Annotated in this window: 21 protein-coding genes; 12 read left to right on the plus strand and 9 right to left on the minus strand. The window is 41.2% G+C overall.

Annotation, left to right across the window (positions count from 1 at the left end; translation table 11 throughout):
- The first annotated feature begins 24 nt into the window (after positions 1-24).
- Together proB and AM506_RS07815 are read left to right on the plus strand one after the other, a co-directional pair.
- The gene (gene proB, locus AM506_RS07810; protein WP_060671939.1) at positions 25-1134 is read left to right on the plus strand and encodes a glutamate 5-kinase; all 1110 of its coding nucleotides are present in this window, start codon (positions 25-27) and stop codon (positions 1132-1134) included.
- Between the two features lie 83 nt (positions 1135-1217).
- On the plus strand, positions 1218-2480 hold the full coding sequence (locus AM506_RS07815; protein ID WP_060671940.1) for a glutamate-5-semialdehyde dehydrogenase: 1263 nt from the start codon (positions 1218-1220) through the stop codon (positions 2478-2480).
- Positions 2481-2537: 57 nt separating this feature from the next.
- Here the strand turns inward: AM506_RS07815 and AM506_RS07820 are convergent, their stop codons facing one another.
- From AM506_RS07820 to AM506_RS07855, 8 genes are all read right to left on the minus strand, one after another.
- A complete protein-coding gene (locus tag AM506_RS07820; RefSeq protein ID WP_060671941.1) occupies positions 2538-3284 on the minus strand; it encodes a 3'-5' exonuclease in 747 nt (248 codons plus the stop codon).
- Positions 3284-5200 carry a DUF294 nucleotidyltransferase-like domain-containing protein gene (locus AM506_RS07825; RefSeq protein ID WP_060671942.1) on the minus strand — a complete coding sequence of 639 codons (1917 nt, stop codon included), beginning with the start codon at positions 5198-5200 and terminating at the stop codon, positions 3284-3286. Before AM506_RS07825 ends, AM506_RS07820 begins: the two co-directional genes overlap by 1 nt.
- Before the next feature lie 167 nt (positions 5201-5367).
- The gene (locus AM506_RS07830) at positions 5368-7524 is read right to left on the minus strand and encodes an MMPL family transporter (RefSeq protein ID WP_060671943.1); all 2157 of its coding nucleotides are present in this window, start codon (positions 7522-7524) and stop codon (positions 5368-5370) included.
- Positions 7525-7674: 150 nt separating this feature from the next.
- Positions 7675-8211, minus strand: a complete 537-nt coding sequence (locus AM506_RS07835) for a D-glycero-alpha-D-manno-heptose-1,7-bisphosphate 7-phosphatase (protein WP_060671944.1) — start codon at positions 8209-8211, stop codon at positions 7675-7677.
- Between the two features lie 144 nt (positions 8212-8355).
- On the minus strand, positions 8356-9549 hold the full coding sequence (locus AM506_RS07840; protein WP_060671945.1) for a class I SAM-dependent rRNA methyltransferase: 1194 nt from the start codon (positions 9547-9549) through the stop codon (positions 8356-8358).
- A gap of 111 nt (positions 9550-9660) precedes the next feature.
- The gene (locus AM506_RS07845; RefSeq protein WP_060671946.1) at positions 9661-10497 is read right to left on the minus strand and encodes an alpha/beta hydrolase; all 837 of its coding nucleotides are present in this window, start codon (positions 10495-10497) and stop codon (positions 9661-9663) included.
- Positions 10498-10721: 224 nt separating this feature from the next.
- On the minus strand, positions 10722-11954 hold the full coding sequence (locus AM506_RS07850) for an aminopeptidase (protein ID WP_060671947.1): 1233 nt from the start codon (positions 11952-11954) through the stop codon (positions 10722-10724).
- A gap of 256 nt (positions 11955-12210) precedes the next feature.
- Positions 12211-13467 (minus strand): helix-turn-helix transcriptional regulator, encoded by a 1257-nt coding sequence (locus AM506_RS07855; protein WP_060671948.1) that lies wholly within the window; start codon positions 13465-13467, stop codon positions 12211-12213.
- 227 nt (positions 13468-13694) lie between these two features.
- Here AM506_RS07855 and AM506_RS07860 point away from each other — a divergent pair, with 227 nt between their 5' ends.
- Positions 13695-14714 carry a threonine aldolase family protein gene (locus tag AM506_RS07860; RefSeq protein WP_060671949.1) on the plus strand — a complete coding sequence of 340 codons (1020 nt, stop codon included), beginning with the start codon at positions 13695-13697 and terminating at the stop codon, positions 14712-14714.
- Between the two features lie 64 nt (positions 14715-14778).
- Here the strand turns inward: AM506_RS07860 and AM506_RS07865 are convergent, their stop codons facing one another.
- On the minus strand, positions 14779-15120 hold the full coding sequence (locus AM506_RS07865; RefSeq protein WP_060671950.1) for a YckD family protein: 342 nt from the start codon (positions 15118-15120) through the stop codon (positions 14779-14781).
- Positions 15121-15251: 131 nt separating this feature from the next.
- Here AM506_RS07865 and AM506_RS07870 point away from each other — a divergent pair, with 131 nt between their 5' ends.
- From AM506_RS07870 to AM506_RS07910, 9 genes are all read left to right on the plus strand, one after another.
- Positions 15252-15656 (plus strand): sporulation protein, encoded by a 405-nt coding sequence (locus tag AM506_RS07870; RefSeq protein ID WP_060671951.1) that lies wholly within the window; start codon positions 15252-15254, stop codon positions 15654-15656.
- Between the two features lie 202 nt (positions 15657-15858).
- Entirely contained in the window at positions 15859-17598 is a 1740-nt protein-coding gene (locus AM506_RS07875; protein ID WP_060671952.1) for a carbon starvation CstA family protein, read from the plus strand.
- A 74-nt stretch (positions 17599-17672) separates the two neighbouring features.
- Positions 17673-17927, plus strand: coding sequence for a cory-CC-star protein (locus AM506_RS07880; protein ID WP_200908430.1), 255 nt, complete (start codon positions 17673-17675; stop codon positions 17925-17927).
- Positions 17928-17946: 19 nt separating this feature from the next.
- Positions 17947-18906 carry an ArsA family ATPase gene (locus AM506_RS07885; protein ID WP_060671953.1) on the plus strand — a complete coding sequence of 320 codons (960 nt, stop codon included), beginning with the start codon at positions 17947-17949 and terminating at the stop codon, positions 18904-18906.
- Positions 18907-19037: 131 nt separating this feature from the next.
- On the plus strand, positions 19038-20291 hold the full coding sequence (locus AM506_RS07890) for a M24 family metallopeptidase (protein ID WP_060671954.1): 1254 nt from the start codon (positions 19038-19040) through the stop codon (positions 20289-20291).
- A 181-nt stretch (positions 20292-20472) separates the two neighbouring features.
- Positions 20473-20733, plus strand: a complete 261-nt coding sequence (locus tag AM506_RS07895) for a metal-sensitive transcriptional regulator (protein ID WP_060671955.1) — start codon at positions 20473-20475, stop codon at positions 20731-20733.
- Between the two features lie 75 nt (positions 20734-20808).
- Complete coding sequence (locus AM506_RS07900; RefSeq protein ID WP_060671956.1) at positions 20809-21036, plus strand: sulfurtransferase TusA family protein; 228 nt, start codon at positions 20809-20811, stop codon at positions 21034-21036.
- 49 nt (positions 21037-21085) lie between these two features.
- Positions 21086-21565, plus strand: a complete 480-nt coding sequence (locus AM506_RS07905) for a DsrE/DsrF/DrsH-like family protein (RefSeq protein ID WP_060671957.1) — start codon at positions 21086-21088, stop codon at positions 21563-21565.
- A gap of 48 nt (positions 21566-21613) precedes the next feature.
- Entirely contained in the window at positions 21614-22186 is a 573-nt protein-coding gene (locus tag AM506_RS07910) for a sulfurtransferase TusA family protein (protein WP_060671958.1), read from the plus strand.
- Positions 22187-22208: the final 22 nt, after the last annotated feature.

Below are 22208 nucleotides of genomic sequence, written 5' to 3' on the forward strand. Positions count from 1 at the left end.
GACCTTATTACTAGGAGTGATTGAATGTCCCAAAATAAGAAACGTATCGTGATTAAGATTGGAAGCAGTTCATTGACAAGTTTGCATGGAGAAATGAGTCGCAGGAAGCTTGAGCGCCTTGTGGATGAGGTTGTCCGCTTAAAGGATGACGGCCATGAAGTCTTGCTTGTTTCGTCAGGTGCTGTCGCTGCAGGTTATCGTAAATTGGGTTGTTTGACACGCCCTAGTTCGTTACCGGAGAAGCAGGCCGCAGCAGCTATTGGTCAAGGACTATTAATTGAGGCGTATTCTGATCTGTTAATTTCAAATGGATATGTGGCTTCTCAAATTCTGATCACTCGTAGTGACTTTTCTGATGAAGATCGATATAACAATGCCAGAAACACAATTAATGTCCTTCTGGAAAGAGGGATTATTCCGATTGTGAATGAAAATGATACCGTAACGATAGACCGATTGAAATTTGGAGATAATGACACACTATCCGCAAAAGTGGCAGCACTCGTGGATGCAGATCAACTCATCATTCTATCAGATATTGATGGACTGTATGATTCAGATCCTCGTAAAAATCCTGATGCGGAACTGCTTGAGAATGTGACTGAAATCACGGAAAATATTGAAGATATGGCGGGAGAGCCTGGTAGTTCCGTCGGTACTGGCGGCATGAGATCGAAAATCGATGCATTTAAGATTACAATGGCATCAGGCATCCCTGCATTCCTTGGTAAATCCGGGCATTCTAACATCATTTATGATGCTGTTCAACATACGGCTAAAGGAACCTATTTCGAATCGACGGAAGATTCCGTCAATCTCGATTCCAAAAAGCAATGGATTGCGTTCAATTCGGGTCCTGAAGGTGAAATCACAATCGATGCAGATGCGAAAGACCGCATCTTGGAGCAGAAAGAAAGCTTGACCATCGATGATATTTATACTGTGAAAGGCCGCTTTGATAAGGGTGCAGTCGTTCGCATCCTCGATAACCGCAACGAAGAAGTCGGTCTTGGAATGGTCAACTATCGTTCAGGCCAATTGAAGAACCCTATAGACATAAAAGCCGATGAAATCGCGGTAGAAATTGATCAGCTTGTATGTCATGTTGAAGTTCCCATTCCAGTAGGGGTGTAATGGATTCCAATATAATAATACTGTAATTGACTTAAAGGATAAATTTAAGCTTAAAGCTTTTCAAAATAATCAGGAGGTATTTGATGACTTTAACTGTAGAAAAAACCGATGTGAGAAAACAGGCGATTTTGGCTAAAAAAGCTTCTAAAACACTAAGCATGCTGACAACGGAACAAAAAAATAAAGCCCTTCATACTCTTGCCGACCATTTAGAAGCAAACTACGGGTCCATTCTGAAGCAGAACGAAAAAGATCTTGAAAGAGGCAAAGAGAAAGGGTTTGAAGCGGCCTTTATGGATCGCTTATCTCTCTCTAAAGAACGTGTTGAAGACTTCGCAAACGGTCTACGCCAAGTGGCTGACCTGGAAGACCCGACTGGTAAAGTGGTTTCTGATTGGACCTTGGAAAATCAGCTGCAAGTTCAAAAAGTGACGGTTCCGCTTGGTGTCATCGGAATGATTTATGAGGCCCGCCCGAACGTGACGGTGGACGCTACAGGTCTTGCATTAAAATCAGGTAATGCCATCATCCTGAAAGGTGGATCGAATGCCATTACGTCGAATAAAGCCATTGTGGACGTTATGCATGAGGCATTGGAGCAAACAGATATTCCAAAAGATGCCGTACAATTCATCAACACAACAGATCGCGGGGCAACCAGTGAATTATTTACAATGAAAGAACATATTGATGTGCTGATTCCCCGTGGTGGCGGGGCATTGATTAACGCAGTCGTCAATAATGCAACGGTCCCTGTCCTGGAGACAGGTGTAGGGAACTGTCATATTTATATTGATAAGGACGCTGAACTGGAAAAAGCATTGAACATCATCATCAATGCCAAAACAGATCGACCGGCGGTTTGTAATGCAGCTGAAACCGTCATTCTTCATGAGAAATGGTTCGATGAACATAAGGACGCCTTTGTTGAAAAACTGAAAGATCACAAGGTTTCCATTCATGGGGACGAAAAAGTGGTTGAAGTGATCAAAGAGGCAAAACTTGCAGGGGAAAAAGATTGGGCAAACGAATATTTAAGTCTTGATATTGCCGTTAAAGTGGTTTCTTCCCTGGACGAAGCTGTGGATCATATCGAACAATACGGCACCAAACATTCAGAAGCGATTGTGACTGAAAACAATGAAACGGCGAAAAAATTCATGATGCTCGTGGATGCCGCTGCTTTATATCATAATGCATCCACACGTTTCACCGATGGGGGAGCATTAGGATTCGGTGCTGAAATTGGGATATCAACTCAGAAGCTCCATGCAAGGGGACCGATGGGTCTTCCAGCGTTAACAACTGTAAAGTATATGATGCATGGAACTGGACAAATTCGATAATATGAAAAAAACCGCATGAGGTGTTTCCTCATGCGGTTTTTCATGTTCCATAGATTATCAGCCCGATTCCTGAAGCAGGAATTCATGTAACCCACGGATCGTATGAACTTCTTGCTGATAACAGAGTTTCAAAAGCTGTTCAAAAATCTCGGCCGTCATGATCGCATCATTTAAAGCATGATGGCGGGCCCGATCTTGAATATCGAATTTCTTTATGAGAACATCCAAATAGCAATCATCCCTGCCGAGTAAGTTATTGGCAAGTGAAAAGGAATCGACAAATTCAGGATCGAAAGAAGGGAGCTCCCACTTATTGATCCTTTTTTGAAGAAAATTGATGTCGAAACTAGCGGGATGGGCCACCAGGATCGTCCCTTTGCTGAATTCTAAAAACCGTTCCAGCCCAATGGGCAGCGTCACACCATGTAAAAAATCTTTACGCCTCAGGCCAGTGAATCTCTTCGTTTCCCTGGACACCGTTTGAAGGGGGTCGATCACCTGATAGAACGAATCGTCCCTTTGAACTTTTCCTTCTGTCACCTTTACAGCACCTATCGATATGATTTCATCTCCCACTTCAGGAAAAAATCCAGTCGTTTCAAGGTCGAAAATCGTAAAGGTGCAATGGAAGAGATGTTTTTTTTGAAGAGTCGGTTTTTCTTCTTCAAATTGTTTAAGGCCACGGGACAGTTTATGGTAGGAAAGCTTTTCTTTTTCCCGCTTGACTTGATGACGGAAGATGAATTGCTGCCATAAATAATACTTGAGTATCCTGTAGCCTACGTTAATACCTATATTATCCATTAAACCACCCGGTTCCTATTGAAACTGATTTCCATCACCGACTGCAGTCGATTGGCAATCTGGATGGATTCTTTTAATTTTTGACGATCCTCTTTTGAAAGGGTGCGGACATCGATGTCATTACTTAAAGGCTTTCCCTCACTAAGTTCACGGAGATTCTGTTTCGTTCTCAAGGAAAGGAGGATATGCATGGCCGTTTTTACGTTTTCGGCATCCCTGGGGTGAAAGGCTTGTAACTTTTTCAGTGCCTGTACCCTTTTGATTGTGTTCACTTCTTTTATCCCATACTTTACCGAATGGATCCGGATCATGTTGACGATTTGTAAGAGCCCCGACTTTTTAATATTGAATAGATGGTTTTTCGGTTTCAGGTTTACCCGGCCCAATGGACCAACGGGGAGTTTGAAACGAAGGGCGTCTTTTCGTAAGAGTTGCTGCATATTCAGTGATCGTTTCGATTTTTCAGTCAGGTAATTCCGAATCTCTTCTGCGATGGAATAGTCTCCGTAAATCGGACGGAAGTCATAAAACATCGTGATGTTTTGGATTTCCTGTGCATCCATTTCGTGGAGCCACTGATCAATCGCCTTTTTCCAGTCCGTATAAGATCTCTTCCATTTTTGTTCCTTCGCCATGATCCCACCTGTACATTCAGGGAAACCACATGCAGCAAGCTTTAAATTCAGCTTTTCGGTGAAGGCCTGAAAATAGAGATCAACTTTTTTAAGATCTGATAAGTGATTATAATCATCAAGGATGATCCCATTATCCTGATCAGTATGGAATCCTTGCTCACTGCGGCCCTGACTGCCCATGACTATGAAACAATAATTGATTGGGGCAGAACCGAACCCTTCCTTTCGCATTTCTTTTTCGCTTAATTGAATGATTTTCCGGTGAAGCCGATCATTGTAGTTTGATATCACTTCACAAATATCGAATCCAAAGCTGTCTTGTGCAAGAAGGTCTTGGATGAACTGTTGGAACGTCTCGCTCTTTACCGTAGCCAGTTCGACCAGCTCTTCATTCGTCAAGGCCTTTTGGATTTTATAAGAAAGATCCAGGTAATTCGAATCCTGTATATTGAGAAATGAAGTACTGGTTAGAATCCCTACCACTACATCATTACGAATGATGGGGACGAAATCCACTTCTTCATGTTTAAAGTAGGAAAGTGCCTCATAAGCGAAGGACTCATCCCTGATCCAGAAAGGCTTTTCCTTCATCCAGTCTTTCACCTTATCAAAGGTGCTTGGATTGGTAATATAAGACAGGATTTCCCGTTGCGTAAGGATGCCAAGCATTTTTTTATTCTGATCCACCACTACTAACCCATACGTGTCCTGTTCTTTCATCTTTGTGGCTGCATCAAGGATTGTAGCATGACCATCAATGAAAGTAGGGCTGTCCATGAGAGTATGGACTTTTGTGCGAAATAGATTGATGTTTTCATCATCGCTTTCAGTGGCTGACTTTACTTTAATTTCATCGTAGAGGGTTTTCATCCGATTGCCGATGCTTTCAAATATGATTTTTGAAAAATCATTGTTTTTGGTCATGATTTCTAAAATCCGGTCTTTCTGAATCCTGAAAACCGTACAATCTTCAATAGCCTGGACTGAAAAAGTCATTTGTCCACTCGTCAGCATGATCATGATGCCAATCAAGTCACCCGGGTAATAGAAGCGGAGAGAATATTGCTTTCCACTGGACCGGTGCAGGACATTCTTGGCAAGTCCTGAGACAAGGAAGTAAATATCCAGTTCTTCAACCGTTTCATCTTCATGAAAGAGAAATTCACCTTTCTTGAAAGTCGTATATGTAGAACCGGAAATAATATAATCCAGCTGTTCACCTGATAGGACATCAAATGGATAGTGATCCCGAATAATTTGTAGTAATTCCTGCTGGTTCATCTAATACCTCCCGTTCGTACTGGCTCCATAGTACTTTATCATAGAATTCCCTAATTTGAAAACGATAAAACGGACCGGGATTCATAAAAAAACACCCTGAAATCAGGGTGTCTACTAATCATTCAGTTTGGATCTTAATCAGCAGGAAATATTTCAATACTCGCAGGTTAAGAGGCTTTATGGACTTTTACTACCTGTCTTTCCTTCTTCATGAAAGGCATCCACCAGTTCCAGTCACCAAGGAGCATCATTAGCGAGGGGACCAAAATCATTCTGACGATGGTTGCATCAATGAAAATGGCGATGGCAATCCCAACCCCGATCTGCTTGACGGGCATCACACCTGTAAAGGCGAAAGCCCCCGTTATGACGATCATGATTAGAGCGGCTGAGGTGATGATTTTACTCGTTGAAGCAAGTCCTTCAATGGTAGAACGTGTGTTGTCACCTGTTTCTTGATAAATTTCATGAATCCTGGAAATGAGGAACACCTCATAATCCATGCTAAGGCCGAAAACAAGGCTGAATACCAACACGGGAAGCACAAGGGCAATATCCGATTCCGGGATTCCAAAGTGTCCTCCCTGGAATATCCATACTAAGATTCCGAATGTTGATGTAAGACTGATAATATTCATTAAAATGGCCTTTAATGGAATGATGATGGAGCGGAATGCGATCATCAGAATCAGGTAAGTCGAACCTAAAATGATAAACAGGCATAATCCTACTTTTTGATAAATCTCATCAAAGATTTCCTGATTGAATTTCACCTGTCCTCCAAACTGGAGGGGGTGTGACCATTCTTTGTGACTCCATTCATTCACCAGTTCCTGAGCAGCGGATGATGATGAATCCAATGACAAGTGCACAGGAATCAGGGTTTTGTCTCCCTGAATCAATTGATTCAGTGCAGGGTCGATTTTCTCCTTGGAGTCGGGCTGTTGAATTGCCTCTAATAACTTTTCCGGAGAGTCGATGTTAGTGGCTTTAAAGATAGAGTCCACAGAAGTCACATCTGATTCCTGGGAGAAATCTGAAAGGAGTTCATTTAAATCTTCCAATCCAGCTTTGGTGGTCCAGCCATTCTCCCGTTTGGCAATCACATATACCGTACTGCCTTTATCTGTTTTAAACTCCTCCTGAATGGTATCCATCGCCTGACGGGATTCAAATGTAGCAGGTAATGTCTCTGTATCAGGAATGGCAAGTTTCATGGACCGGACAGGCAATATGCCGATCACTAAGACAAATAGAGCGAGCAGGGCCAGAATGACAGGTCTTTTCATGACAAACCCGGCAAATACCCTCCATTTTCCGTGGCCATTTTTCTTCTGTTTGATCAGCATCCATTTATTAATGGACTTTCCGAGGAGCAAAAGAACGGAAGGGAGTAGTGATAATGCAGAAACTACTGCAAGCATGACGACTACCATGCCTCCGATCGCAATAGTCTGGAAGATATCGATTTCAATGAGCAGCATGGCTCCTAAACCGATGAATACACATACTGCTGAGAAAATGATTGATCTTCCTGCAGTTTGAATAGTGGTATGGATGGCTTCCGGTATTGATCTCGTGGCGAGTTCCTCACGATAGCGGTTTATAAACAGAAGAGAAAAGTCAATACTCAGGGCAAGCCCGATCATTGGGACTACATTCAGCAGGAAAACGGATAATTCCATACTGCCGCCAATCAGGGCGAGAATCCCGAATGCCGTAACAACCGTCACCACTCCGATGATTAAAGGAACAATGGAAGCAACAACGGAGCCGAATGCGAATAACAGGACAATGAGAGCGAAAGGTAATCCTATCAATTCGGCCCGTTTCAAATCATCCTGACTGGCCTTATTAATGTCTGAACTAATAATGGATGCCCCGGTCAAGGATTGGCCTGGATTATCTTTCATTAGTGCTTTGATTTCATTCGTTTCATCTGTGATATCGGACTGATCGAAGGATAAAACGGCGTACGCCACGTCGTCTTTCAATAATTTTTCATCTTGTAATGGAGATTGTATAGAAGATGTGACATCCAAGTTTTCTATGCTTTCAATCGTTTTCTTAATCGATGCATGGAAACCTTCTGCAGATTGGGAATCCTGCTTTTCCATAAGCAGCAAAATGGACGACTCGGGAAAATGAAAAGAATCGGTCAATTCATCATTCACTTTTTCGAATTGTCCGTCTGTTCTAAAACCATCCCCTCCTAAAATGTTGGGTAAGTCTGTTGCAAAATATGCGAATACCCCCGCTATCATCACCCATAGCACAATGATCCATTTATACCAGCGGGTGATCCCTTTACCGAGCAGGTTCATCTCATCACACTCCTTGATTGAAACTCTTAAATCCTTATTTAATGATATTTCCATGACTTTTTACATAAAAAAAGAATCACTCATTAAGTTTAATAGGTGGACTCATAAGGTGCAATAACTAATTGTTCGAATGTGATAACCGAACAATCATTAACCTTCCTTCATGTGGAGGATGAATGTAGAAGCGCTCAATAAATCAGGAAATATGTAATCAGCGTTATATGTTGGTGAGGAGCTGTCATGTAGTAATATGGTGTTACATCCAGCTTTTTTGCCTGCTTCTATGTCTACATCACGATCGCCGATCATGAAGGATCCAGCAAGATCAATGCTGTATTTTTCCGCCAGTTCAAGAAGCATCCCGGGTTCGGGCTTTCTGCATGAACAACCAGCATGGGGTATGTGAGTGCAACAGGAAACTTCCTGAATGAATCCGCCTGCTTGTTCGATTTCGTTTACCATATAATCATGGATGGAGTTCAGGTCCTCGTGGGAAAGGTAGCCTAAACCAACGCCACCTTGATTTGTAACGACAAAAAGAAGGTATCCCGATTGGGATAAGGCCTTTATTGCTTCGGGGACTCCTTCCAGGAAATAAAACTGATCTGGTCGGTTGACGAAGCCGACTCTATTGGTTTTCACCTCATTGATTACACCATCACGGTCAAGAAAAACAGCTTTATTCATCATAAAACCTCCTTATTCGATATCTTTCATCAGGAAAAGCAGTGTATATGTCGCTTCTTGCGGTTTCCGAGGAAATAATGACAGAGTATTCTGTCATTTACTCTTAATAGAGGGACGGACCTTAAGAAAGTCCGTCCCCATCCTTTATAGTTTGCGTATAAAAGCGACTTTTAAGTAATCGCTCTGCTTGTATTGACTGAGGGTTTTAAAATCTTCGGGAAGGGTGTATTCTTCGAGTATTTTATATTTCCCATTGGTTTCCTTGAATGCCGTATCTATAAACCCTTTGAATTTTTTCATATTAAAGGTACTGCAATTTGTGGAAGCCACGATGGTCCCATTCTTTTCAGTGATGGCAATCGCTTCTTTTAACAAATCTTTATAATCCTTCGCAGCACTGAATGTGTGTTTTTTAGATCGGGCAAAGCTTGGTGGATCTAATATCACCACATCGAATGAGAGCTGTTTTTTAACAGCATATTTGAAATACTTGAAGACATCTTCGACAATGATGTCTTGAGCCTCGTAATCGATTCCGTTTATGCTGAATTGTTCAATCGTTTTGCTTAAACTGCGATTTGCAAGGTCTACACTTGTGGTGAGGGAGGCGCCGCCTAGTGCAGCATATACTGAGAATGCACCGGTATAGGAGAAGGTATTCAATACCCTCTTGCCATCTGAGTATGCATCACGAATCCTTTTTCTCACTTCGCGTTGATCGAGAAATACCCCCACCATTGCTCCATCATTTAAATAGATGGCAAATTGTACGCTGTTTTCTTTCACGAGGAGAGGGAAGGAAGGGCGTGTACCCTCGACAAAATCATCTTCATCCACGTATTTACCTTCCTGAGCGAACCTTTTCTTCTGGTAAATCCCTTTATATTCGGTTAATTCCCGTAACGATTCCATCACTTCTTCATAAAAAGAATAGGCACCCTTTGAATACCACTGAATGAGATAATATCCATCAAAGTAATCAATGGTTATCCCCCCGAAACCGTCACCTTCTCCATTAAACACTCTGAATGCAGTTGTATCTTCACTATAGTAGAAATGGAGACGTTGATTAATGGCGGCCTGAATCTTTTTATAAATGAACTCCTTATCTATCTCTTCATGTTCTTTCCAGCTCAGAAGCCAGCCGATTCCTTTATTCTGAAGTCCAAAGTACCCTTTTGCAATAAAGCGATCATGGGTATCTACCAGTTTGAGGATGTCACCGTCCTGTACATTTTCCATCGATGTAGAGACATTTTCTTTATTTAAAAGAGGAAACCCTTTTAGAAATTGTTGTATGTATTTGGGACTTGCTTTTACGATTTTTTCTTTTGTCATTCCACTCATCCTAACCTATTGGTTTAGTCTTGTGTAGTATAGAACGTTACGGGCGTTTACGCAACTGCATAAAAAAATCCCCTCAATCCGAAGAGGGGAAAGGCTTTTGAACTATTTGCCCCATAGGTAATCTCCTACAAGACGGTCCACTTTCATCGTTTCATGTAATCCGCTATGAGAAATCGATGGATCATATACTATTTTGGACTGAAAAGGATTTTTCTCGAAAAATGATCGACTCTCTAGTGCACTCTGTACATTTACCACGTCATCACCTGAACCAGCGATGGATAATACGTTTATTTCTGAAGGGATCAAATGACGATTAAGATACATTTTCTTCAATGCGCGAGATCCAGGCTTTAAATCAATCACAGCAGCACCAGTATTGATTTGACCATAAGATTCTTTCGTGACTCCCTGAAAAGGAGTGGCAATCGTAATGAACTTATTGGTTTTTGGAACAAATGTTTCATTACTGGTGTTTTCTAAATATTGTGTTGAAGCAAGGCCACCCATTGAGTGGGCGACGATATTGACTGTAGAAACATCGAATTGGTGATGTAGCAGCTTCATGGCATTTTCAAGCCAAATGGCCTGTTTATCCAAGGAAGCACGATTGTCTTCAAAAATGACTTGCACAAGTGGGGGAGAACTCGGGTTTTTAGGGAGATTCCCTTTGTATCTAATACTGCCGGAATCTGATACTGTAATTTCCAACGTTTTTTGACCCCACCCATGTTGGTTTTCAAAACGGTCCAACATGGTCCTGAAGGAATTATATGTACCTTTATATCCATGCACGAACACTGTTGGATATTTCTCCTCGGCGGTTAAAGGTTTTTCACTGGACTGGACATTCGTCGTGCGGAAAATAGTATATAAAGTGAAGAAGGCAATGATGAGGAGCCCGCTCCAGAAAAATGATTGTTTGAACTTAACTGACAAGAAAATCGCTCCTTTAAAAAGGTATACTTCTATTGTAATGGATTCGTGAAGTATTGAATATGTTAAAAAAGAAATTTATTTGTCATAATATATGTAATTTTTACCTCTTTTGGTACTATGTTTCTCTTTCTTCATTTATATAGTCTGTAAAAGCAAGGACCATAAGAAAAAGGCTTAAATGAACATTTAAGCCTCCAACGTTATTTTGCCATTAAAATTGAAAATTAAACCCAATCACCTGCTTTGAAAATCGGTTCCATCGTACCATCCGCTTTTTCACCATCAATATCCAATTGTGAAGAGCCGATCATAAAGTCCACATGAATCATGCTTTCGTTAAAGCCAATTTCCTGTAACTGTTCACGCGTCATCGTCTTTCCATCTTCAACACATACAGACAAAGCCCTGCCCAATGCAATATGACAAGAAGCATTTTCATCAAAAAGGGTGTTGTTGAAAACGATATTTGTATTGGAAATTGGGGAATCATGAGGTACCAATGCAATTTCACCCAAATAAGATGCACCTTCATCCGTTTCAAGTAAGTTCTTTAACGTTTCATAGCCTTCTTCAGCCGAGTAGTCAATGACTTTCCCTTCCTTGAAGGTCAATGAGAAATTCTTGATAAGGGTCCCGCTATAATTAAGAGGCTTTGTACTGGATACAACACCGTTCACCCCATATTTATCAGGAATCGAAAACACTTCCTCTGTCGGTAAATTCGGGACGAAAGGAATCCCTTTATCATTGGTGAATTGGGCACTGATCCATTTCGTTTTGGGATGGAATTTGATGGTCAGGTCTGTTCCCGGTCCTTTATAATGAAGCTTTTTGTACTTCCCTTCATTTAGACGTTTGGCGTTTTTATTAAGGTTATCGATATGTGCTTCCCATAATTCGACGGTATTTTCCTGGTCCGTTCTGGTTGTATAAAAGATGTTCTCCCACAATTTGGAGAAGGCGTCTTCTTGAGACAGGTCAGGAAAAACGGTTCGAGCCCACTCCAATGTCGGGATCGCAGCAATCAACCAGCTGATTTTTCCACCTCCGATATAAGCTGAAAAGTCTTTCATCGCTTCTGCAGAGGTTTTGTTCAATATAGCGACACGCGAAGGGTCTGAGTCTCTCAACAGAGAAGGATTCGGGGCAGCTAAGTTCAATAATGCAACATTGTTCTCTGCCATCTCAATATATCCTTTCGCTTTCCAGTCAGGGAATGCCTTCAATCCATCCTCGGCAGATTTCTCCAAACGTATTTTTTTCAGTTCATCATCATAGAAGTCCGTTAACACATTCAGTGCTCCTGCTTCGTATGCTTTCTCTGTAATCAGGCGAACAAATTCGTATGATGTAATAGGTGCTGATATCATCAGTTCCTGTCCCTTTTGCAGATTCAATCCAACTTCTACGATTAGATCTGCATATCTTCCTAAGTTTCTCTCAAACGATTGATTCATTTATAATCCCCCTTATATATGTATTCAATCATAACTATATCTCTTTTTTCAGAAAATTTCATTGATTAAGATCATAATTTAATATAAAAAAGACCGGTCCAAAACTGGACCAGTCCTGAAATGTTTATAGTTTAGTTGAGAACGGGGGGAATTCTTCTTCATTTGAATTAATGACTACTACGCCGGCAAGTGCCATAGCGGTGAGACTGGTGATGATCAATAATTTTCTCAGTTTTTTCATTTTTTAACCACCTCCTTATAAAGGCAGCATTTCTTCATAAATGATATTGGCTTCATTTAGATGGAATGCAGCAAGTTTGTATTTCCTCATTCTTTGATAATACTGGCCAAGGAATTTAGAGTACTCAGCATATAATAGAAGAGAGCCGTTTTTCTTAAAGTAAGCCAGTGCACTTTCTTTCATGAATTTCTCAAATCCATGAGGAAATTCATTCATTGCAAATTGATAATAAGATAATTGATAGAATTTATCGGGATATCTTTCTTTTGAACAAAGCTCCAATCCTTTTGGTAACCAGAATTGAACTTTTGAACGTTGATTCAGTTTGTAATGTTCTTTGACAAGGGAAAGGATAGAATAGAGTTTTCCTTCATCGTCGGAATCTTTTAATTCAATGCTTTTGACAAAATGCTGGATGGCTTCATCACTTTTATTCATAAAAGATTTAAGGTATCCGAAATTTTGCTCGATCTTGGAATGTAACGACGTATACTGAATGGACTGAGAAATGAAGTTGGCCCATTCATAATGCTTTACGGCGTCTTCACTATTCCGAATCCTCCGATAGCATATTCCCAGCAGTAAATGGACTTCTGCACACCTTTTCTGATAATAAACCCCCTGAAAGATAGAGAGGGCTTTTTCACCGTAGTAAATGGCTAAACGATACATGTGTAAACGTGTCAGAACTAAACTGAATAGATAGTATAAATCTGCCCTTTCTTCTTCATTTACAACGTTTCCAAGCACAAAATAGGTTTCGGCTTCTTTCAATTCACCTTTGGCTTTTTCGTATTCCTTCATTAGATAGTAGTAATTCCCTTTATACTTGTGAAAGTAAAACTTATGCTTGTCGGTAAGTTCCTTATAATTGGACTGAATATGGAGCATATGACTGAAAGCTTCCGTTAGATTGCCCCCTATTAGTTGAACCCGGAAGCATAGAATTTTATAAAAAAAATGGGTAGTCAGATCATCGGTTCGGTCAAGATCCCTTTGGATGACCTCGTGGGTGGATCGTGCTTCATCCTCCTTATTCCAAAGTAATGCATGATTCCACTTTTCGAGAAGCTCATTCAAATGGTCAGGGGGCTCTAAAGGATCATTTAAACCCAGGCGCTCGCATAGCAAATGGATGATATCATTCGTAGGTGTCACTTGGTTATTTTCCAGTTTCGAAAGATAAGATATTGAAATGATCCCTTTAGATAATTTTTCTTGTGTTAACTTTTGTTTGAGTCTGTGGAAACGGATCTTAGAACCAATCTTCATATGATTCTTCTCCTCTTAAAGGATATAAAGTTCAGACTTATGTACCAGAATATTTAACATAATAACATAAATGAACCTGGTAAATTCGGAATATTCCTATAATTATATTTTGAATGGGTATAAAGATGGTATTTTGATTACTTAATGGTTTTATTTCACAATGATTCATCGATTGCTATCCTTTGTTATAATGAATCTAGTGAAAGTTATAGAGGAGGATCATCATTGTGATTGATTTACGAAGTGATACTGTAACAAAACCAACGGAGGAAATGAGAATGGCAGCTTATGAGGCTGAAGTGGGGGATGATGTGTATGGTGAAGATCCCACTATCCTGCGGCTTGAAAAGGAAGCAGCCGGTATTCTTGGAAAAGAGGAAGCATTATTCGTCACAAGTGGTACCCAGGGGAACCAAATTGCCGTCTTGACTCACACCAGACCCGGAAATGAAATACTATTAGAAACGAATTCACATATCTTTTACTACGAATCAGGAGCAGTTGCGGCCTTGGCAGGTGTTCAAACCCGGACGATTACAGGGACCAATGGAGAAATGGATCCTGGTGAAATAGAAGCTGCAATTCGTACGGAGGATCAGCATTTCCCTGAAACGGGATTGATTTGTCTGGAAAATACCCATAACCGTGCGGGAGGGGCGATCGTTTCACCTGAAAACATGCAAGCCATCCATACCATTGCGAAGAAATACTCCATTCCGGTGCATGTTGACGGAGCCCGGCTCTTTAACGCCGTTGCCGCAAGTGGTCGGGACGTAAAGGATTTTACGGATCATTGTGATACCGTTCAAATATGTTTATCGAAAGGCTTGGGCGCTCCGGTAGGTTCAATCATTGCAGGTGACAAGAACTTTATTAAGAAGGCTCGTAAGTGGAGAAAGCGTTTGGGCGGGGGACTTAGGCAAGCCGGGGTGATTGCGGCTCCGGGATTGGTTGCGTTGAACAAGATGAGAGGACGTTTGTCAGAAGATCATGAGAAAGCAAGAATCCTCAAAGAAACCTTTCAAGCATGTAACGGGATTGAAATCATCAATGAAGTGGATACTAATATTGTAGTGGCTGATGTATCCGGCACAGGAATGACAGCAACACAATTTGTAGAAGATTTAGAGGGGAAAGGTATATTGGCCGTGACGTTTGGAGCGACCCTGGTACGTTTCACGACACATTATGATGTGTCTATGGAGGATATAAGGGAAGTTTCCCGGATATGTAAGGCACGGTTTTAGCCAATCTGCTGTGTAGGAATGTTCAGGAAAACAGAATAGGGCAAGATTTGCCCTATTTCCACGTTTATTCTTTCTGATCAAGTTGCTTTCCATGATGAGGATGCGGGTGCCATCTCATCATATAACCATTTTCTTTCAGCTTTTGATGTTTTGTTTCCATCATGCTCAACACTTTGTCGCCTTGTTCTTTGGTAAAGACACCGTACTCGACGTATTTCTTTACAAGTTCTTTTTTCGTTGAATACATTTGTTCGTGCAATTTACCAAGCTCTGCTTTTTGGTCTTCTGTCAGGTTCACTTTTTGTCCCGGCGTCTGGCCTGGATTTTGACCTTCTGCAGAAACGATCGAACTGAATCCAAAGCTGATGATGAGGGCAGCTGCAATTGATACTACTATTTTTTTCATTTTTATTTCCTCCTTCCTGAAGATTCTCTTATATTCTTTGCAGAGTATTAGAAGAATATGTGAGTGTGGACGAATCGGCGGGGGATTGCTAGTATACAGGGAGTAGAAACAGAATGAGGGGGCTTTAATCAATGTTAAATAAGTTTTTGTCAAGTATCGGTATAGGTCATGTGAAGGTGGATACCATCGTGCACACGACAGAAATTTCACCCGGAGATCACATCAAGGGGGACATCGTCTTAAAGGGGGGAATGGCCGATCAGCCGGTAAATGAAGTTCAACTATTACTTCTCCTGAAATATGAAGAAGATAAGCAGGATAGTGATTTTTCCTACCATGAAAAAGATTTAGATACGATTACACTAGACAATATAGGGACGATTAAGGCAGGGGAGGAAAAAAGGATACCATTTGAATTCCCTACAAATGTAGAGCACCCTAAAACGACTGATACGGAACAAACGATTTTGAGGACGACGGTTGATATACCCCAAGCCGTTGATCCCACAGATGAGGACAGCATATTCGTCCGATGATTTCAGAAAAAGGCCGATTCCCTAAGTGAATCGGCCTTTTTTGAATGTTTAAATAGATTCAGGAGTGCTGAATGTAAAAACAAAAAGTACTATGTTCTTATTGAAATCCATAAAAACCCAATGTAAAATGTAGTAAGCGCATACATTCAAAAAATTCAGAAATTTAATGTGTGTAAAAATCTTTGTATAGAGGAGGAATTTGATGGGAGGAATATGGTTAGCGGTCATTGGGGGTATTGTGTTTCTGGTAGGGTATAAATATTATTCAACTCTTATTGCGGAAAGAGTGTACAGGCTGGATCCGGATTATGTGACACCCTCTCACCAGTATAAAGATGGAGTCGACTTTGTACCAACGAATAAATTTGTCCTTTGGGGTCACCATTTCACTTCCGTTGCTGGTGCTGCTCCTATCGTAGGACCGGCTATAGCCGTGTATTGGGGATGGCTCCCTGCTTTTCTTTGGGTGATTTTCGGTACAGTGTTCGCTGCAGGTGTCCATGATTTCGGTACACTGGTGCTGTCGGTTCGAAATAAAGGACAATCTGTTGGCTCTTTAGCCAATAAGTTGATAGGAAAGAGGGCAAAAGTACTTTTTTTATTCATTATCTTAATTCTTGTGTTAATGGTTAATGCGGTTTTTGCCTGGGTCATTGCGAATTTATTCATTACATTCCCAGCAAGTGTTTTATCTGTGTTCATCCAAATTCCGCTGGCTGTCTGGATTGGATATTCCGTCTACAAACGGAATGGGAGCATGTTGTTACCTTCAATCGTGGCTCTCGGTGTCATGTACGCATCAGCGGTCATTGCAAGCCGGGTAGATTTTCTGCAAATTGATCTGGTCCGATATTTTGGAGGTCAGGATGCGACTTCACTTTTTGGTTTAAGTTCCACGAGCATGGCTTTCCTTGTGTGGATCGTTATTCTGATGATTTACGTGTACATAGCTTCCATTCTTCCCGTATGGAAACTATTACAGCCTCGTGATTATATCAACTCACATCAATTGATCGTGGGTCTTGGATTATTATATCTCGGTCTACTGTTCACTAATCCAGAAATCACTGCACCCATGACCAATGGATCGGCAGATGTATCATGGTTCCCATTATTATTTATTACGATTGCGTGCGGCGCCATTTCCGGTTTCCACGGACTGGTGTCATCCGGGACCTCTTCAAAGCAGCTGAATAAAGAAACAGATGCCCGTTTCGTCGGTTATTTAGGAGCGGTAGGGGAAGGGGCACTTGCCCTGATTGCCATCATTGCCTGCATTACATTTTTCCCTAACGTAGAAGAATTCCAGGCAACCTACAGTGGATTTGCTGCAGCAAGCGGAGCGGGACTGGGTGTGTTCATAAAGGGAGCAGGACAACTTGCCACAGGAGTGGGGATCCCAGCGGATATTGCCGCAACGATCGTTTCCGTCATCATTGTAAGCTTTGCGGCCACAACCCTTGATTCATCTGTTCGTCTAATGCGCTATATCATTTCTGAATTGGGAGAGGAGTACAAAGTACTTTCATTAACTAACGCACACGTTGCGACTACGATTGCAGTGGTATCAAGTGCTGCATTGACACTATTGCCTCAGGGCCCTAAAGGATTCGGATCAGGAGGATACCTTCTTTGGCCTTTGTTCGGGACATCGAATCAGCTGTTGGCGGGGATCAGTTTACTCCTTATTACCATATGGCTCAAGAGACAAGGGAGAAATTACCTGGCTACATTGATTCCAATGTTGTTTCTCATGTTTATGACCCTATGGGCCATGATCAATCAGGTTGTCTTTGAATGGTCAGGAGCCGGGGAATCGGAAGGGAATATGCTGCTATTCATCTTTGGAAGTATCATATTGATCTTTACCCTGTGGATTCTCATCACAGCAGCATCTTCTCTTTCTAAAAAAGGTGATGACCCTTCTCAGTTCTCAGTGTAAGCATAAAAGTATGGGGACTCACATCGGGTCCCCTTTTTATTAGGAAGGTGGGACTATGATTGGATATAACCATTATGGACAAATTCAAAAGGGTTATGAAATTATATGATGATATGATCCGTCTCCCTCACAAAACAGAAATAGCCAGGGAGTTAAGGGACGAAGAGGATTTATTCTTATTGATGCTTTATTCGGACATGCTTGGAATACCTAACCCTGTATTTTACTACACGCTTGAACTCTATCCATATATGATAGAGAAATTTCATGATTGGCACCTAAGAATGGGGATGGAACATTCACCACTGGATGGAATCAGATGTTGTTAGGGCGAAAGGAAGGGAATTCATGGATGATTTACTGAAACAGTCTATTATATTTGTGGGAGGAAAAGGAGGAGTCGGAAAATCGACTACAGCGTCTGCCCTTGCAGTCATGTTTGCAAAAATGGGTAAAAAAACGCTGATAGTTTCAACAGATCCTGCTCATAATCTTGGAGATATATTTCATCAGGAAATAAAAGGGAAATCGACCCCGTTAACGAAACTACTGTGGGGGATCGAAATTGATCCAGAAGCAGAAACACGTCAATACATCAATGGAGTGAAAGGGAACCTTAAAGGTATGGTAAAGTCCAATATGGTGAGTGAAGTCCACCGGCAAATCGATATGGCTGCTTCAGCGCCAGGGGCTGAGGAGGCTGCCTTGTTTGATCGGATTGTATCGATCATCCTGGAAGAAGGAAATGGATATGACAAAATCATTTTTGACACAGCGCCTACAGGACACACGATCCGGCTATTGTCTCTTCCGGAATTAATGGGAGTATGGATGGATGGCATGCTTGAAAGAAGAAAGAAAACAAATAAGAATTATTCCCAGCTTTTGAATGATGGTGAACCTGTTGAGGATCCCATATACGATGTCCTTCAAAAACGCCGTGAAAAGTTTTCAAAAGTCAGGGATATAATGCTTGACCGGCACAAGACAGGTTTTATTTTCGTACTCATACCAGAAAGGTTACCGATTCTTGAGACGGAAAAAGCGATTAAATTGATGTTATCGCATTCACTTACTATCGGAGGGCTGGTTGTGAATAAAATCCTGCCGAATCAGGCGGATGGGGAGTTTTTACAGAAAAGAAGAGAACAGGAAAAAGTATACTTGCGTATGATGCAGGAAAGATTCACCGAACAATCGATATATGAAGTCCCTCTATTAGAAGAAGATATTTGTACTCTTTCTCATCTGGAAGGATTTGCATCCCATCTTCGGCAAGCTATTTACAAAGAAGAGGGTATCTACTAATTCGGATGGTATACATAATAGGAGAAAGTGACCATTGGGTAAGATCTTCAATGGTCATTTTTGCGTTTGGAAGGGGAAATAGGCGATTTTGTCGAAAGTGTTAATATCAATAAAACAAGGGAGTCGTTCACATGGAAAGTAATAATAAATATCTATCTGCCATTCTCCCCTTAAAAAAGAGGGAAGAAACCCAAAATCGTTGGCTGTTTCATCGCCTGAATACCCTGTTGCCTGCCTTAATGAAAAAACACAAGGTAGACATGTGGATCACGACAGGGAGGGAATATAATGAAGATCCTATCCTGAAGAGTCTTTATCCAACATCAGTTGATGGTTCAAGGAGGTTGACCATCCTAGTATTTTACTTGGATCAGGGCCAGCATCTGAAAAAATGGGTAATACATTCCAACCCTAACTTCGAGCCGTTTTATGAAAGAGCATGGAATCCGGAAGAGTGTGATCAATGGGAATGTCTTAAACGTCTTGTGGATGAGCACAATCCTGATACGATCGCATTGAATTATTCATCGACATTTGCCGCAGCCGATGGTTTGAGTCATTCCTGTTATCAGCAGCTAAGCATTCTGTTAGACGATCACTCCCATAAATTTGTTTCTGCTCAACATGTCATTGTGGATTGGCTTTCGATTAGAACCACCAAGGAATTAGTGGCATACCCTGCAATAGCCGAGCTTGGAAGGATGATTGCGGAAGAAGCGTTATCCCGTAGAGTGATTCACCCAGGAATCACAACGACCGAAGATGTAGTGGACTGGATACGTCAACGTGTTTTAGATGCTGGTATGGAAACCTCCTTCTATCCCACAGTGGATTTACAAAGAAAGGGTTCTGTTATGGATCGATTAGAGGGTGAGATTATTCGTTTTGGAGATATCGTGCATTTGGATTTTGGTATTCGATATCTGGGCCTCGCAACGGATACCCAACAGCTGGCATATGTCCTTCACCCAGGTGAAGAGGAAGCTCCCGAAGGACTTCAATCCGCATTACAAACCGCCTTAAGGTTCGAGGATATCATAACCGGGGAAATGAAAGTGGGAAGAACGGGGAATGAAGTGTTTCAAAGAGCGATGAAAAAAGCAAGAGAGGAAGAAATCCACGCAATGTTATATTCTCATCCATTAGGGCATCATTGTCATGAAGCCGGTGCTTTAATCGGCCTATACGATCAACAATGTGATATTCCCATCAGGGGCGATCTCCCCCTCACAGCCAATACATGTTATGCACTGGAATTTAACATACAACAATATATTCCTGAGTGGGATCAAATCATCCCCATATATCTCGAGGAGCCGGTTGCATTCATCCAGCATTCAGTGGAATATATGGCTAAGAGGCAAATCATGTTCTATCTGATCTGATTATTTTCCCTTACTGGATATCAAAGGCTGATTACAGATTGGATTTGTAATCAGTCTTATATGTCTCTGACTAATGATGATTCTATTGAAAAAAATCCGATTATCCTCTTGACTTAATACCTGGTAGGGTATATTATAGTGAATGTAGCAAGAAAACAACAAGCCAACAGGAGGTGTCTTGATGGAATACAATGCACAAATTAAGAATCGAATTAAACGTGTGGAAGGGCAGCTCCGGGGGATTGTTAGAATGATGGAGCAAGGGGAAGATTGTAAAGACGTCATCACCCAGCTTTCCGCAGCCAAAACAGCTCTTGACCGATCCGTAGGTTTAATTGTCAGTATGAATCTTGTTGAGTGCGTAAGGGACTCACATGAAACTGGGGAGAATACAGAAGAGCTTGTGAAAGAAGCCGTGAATTTATTAGTGAAAAGTCGATAACAAAAAAGGTTGACATCTTTTTTTATATCATATAACATACCCTTATGGGTATAAAAATACGAGGAGGAAACACACATGAACGCAGATAAAGTATTAGATGCAAAAGGACTTGCTTGTCCAATGCCAATCGTGAAAACCCGAAAGGCTATTAAAGAAATTGAATCCGGTCAAATCCTGGAGGTTCAAACAACAGATAAAGGTGCAAAAAGTGACCTTACAGCATGGGCTAAATCGACAGGACATGAATTAGTCGATTCGAATGAAGAAAATGATGTATTTACTTTTTGGATAAAAAAAGGCTAAATTTTTTTAAGGGGTAATATACCCCCTATAGTAAACAGGAGGCGACACAATGTCTGAGAGAAAATCAACGAATATCATTCTGTTTAGTGGTGATTACGATAAAGCGATGGCAGCCTATATCATTGCCAATGGTGCTGCAGCATACGATCATGAAGTAACGATCTTCCATACGTTCTGGGGATTGAATGCTTTGAGAAAAGAAGAAATGGTACCTGTTAAAAAAGGATTTATGGAAAAAATGTTTGGGAAAATGATGCCTCGTGGAGCTGATAAAATGGGGTTATCAAACATGAACTTTATGGGTATGGGTCCAAAAATGATCAAAGGTGTCATGAAAAAGCATAATGCCATGCCTCTTCCTGATTTAATCGACATGGCTAGAGAGCAGGAAATCAAATTGGTTGCGTGTACGATGACCATGGATCTACTGGGGTTACACAAAGATGAATTATTGGAAGAAATCGAATACGCTGGAGTAGCAGCTTATTTAGCAGATGCCGAAAATGGAAATGTAAATCTATTCATCTAAATTTTTTTGAAAACAAATATACCCTATGAGGTAATTGGAGGTTTTTATATGAACACGATTGAATCAAATTTCGTATTAGATGCAAAGGGACTTGCTTGTCCAATGCCGATCGTAAAAACAAAAAAAGCCATGAATGGTCTGGAAGCAGGACAGGTGATTGAAATTCAAGCAACAGACAAGGGATCCAAGGCCGATCTTCAAGCCTGGGCTAAGAGTTCCGGTCATGACTATTTAGGCACAATCGAAGAAGGGGACGTCCTCAAGCATTTCGTCCGTAAATCAAGCGGTGAAGAGACTGTTGAGCGTAAGCATGAGGCTGTAACAGACAACGCCACATTGGCTGGTAAATTAAGCGATGGAAATGTGATTGTTCTGGATGTCCGTGAAAAAGCGGAATATGCCTTTAATCATATTCCGGGGGCTGTATCGATCCCGCTCGGGGAACTTGAAACACGTATGAATGAATTGAATAAAGACAAAGAGATCTATGTTGTCTGCCGTACAGGAAATAGAAGTGACATGGCAGCTCAGCTATTAGGTGAAAAAGGATTTGCGAATGTAATAAATGTGGTTCCAGGTATGAGCGATTGGTCTGGGGGCTTAGAGTCAGATATTAAATAATTCATTTTCAGGAGGGTCAAAA

The organism is Rossellomorea vietnamensis, from assembly GCF_001305855.1.
GTDB lineage: Bacteria > Bacillota > Bacilli > Bacillales > Bacillaceae_B > Rossellomorea > Rossellomorea vietnamensis_A.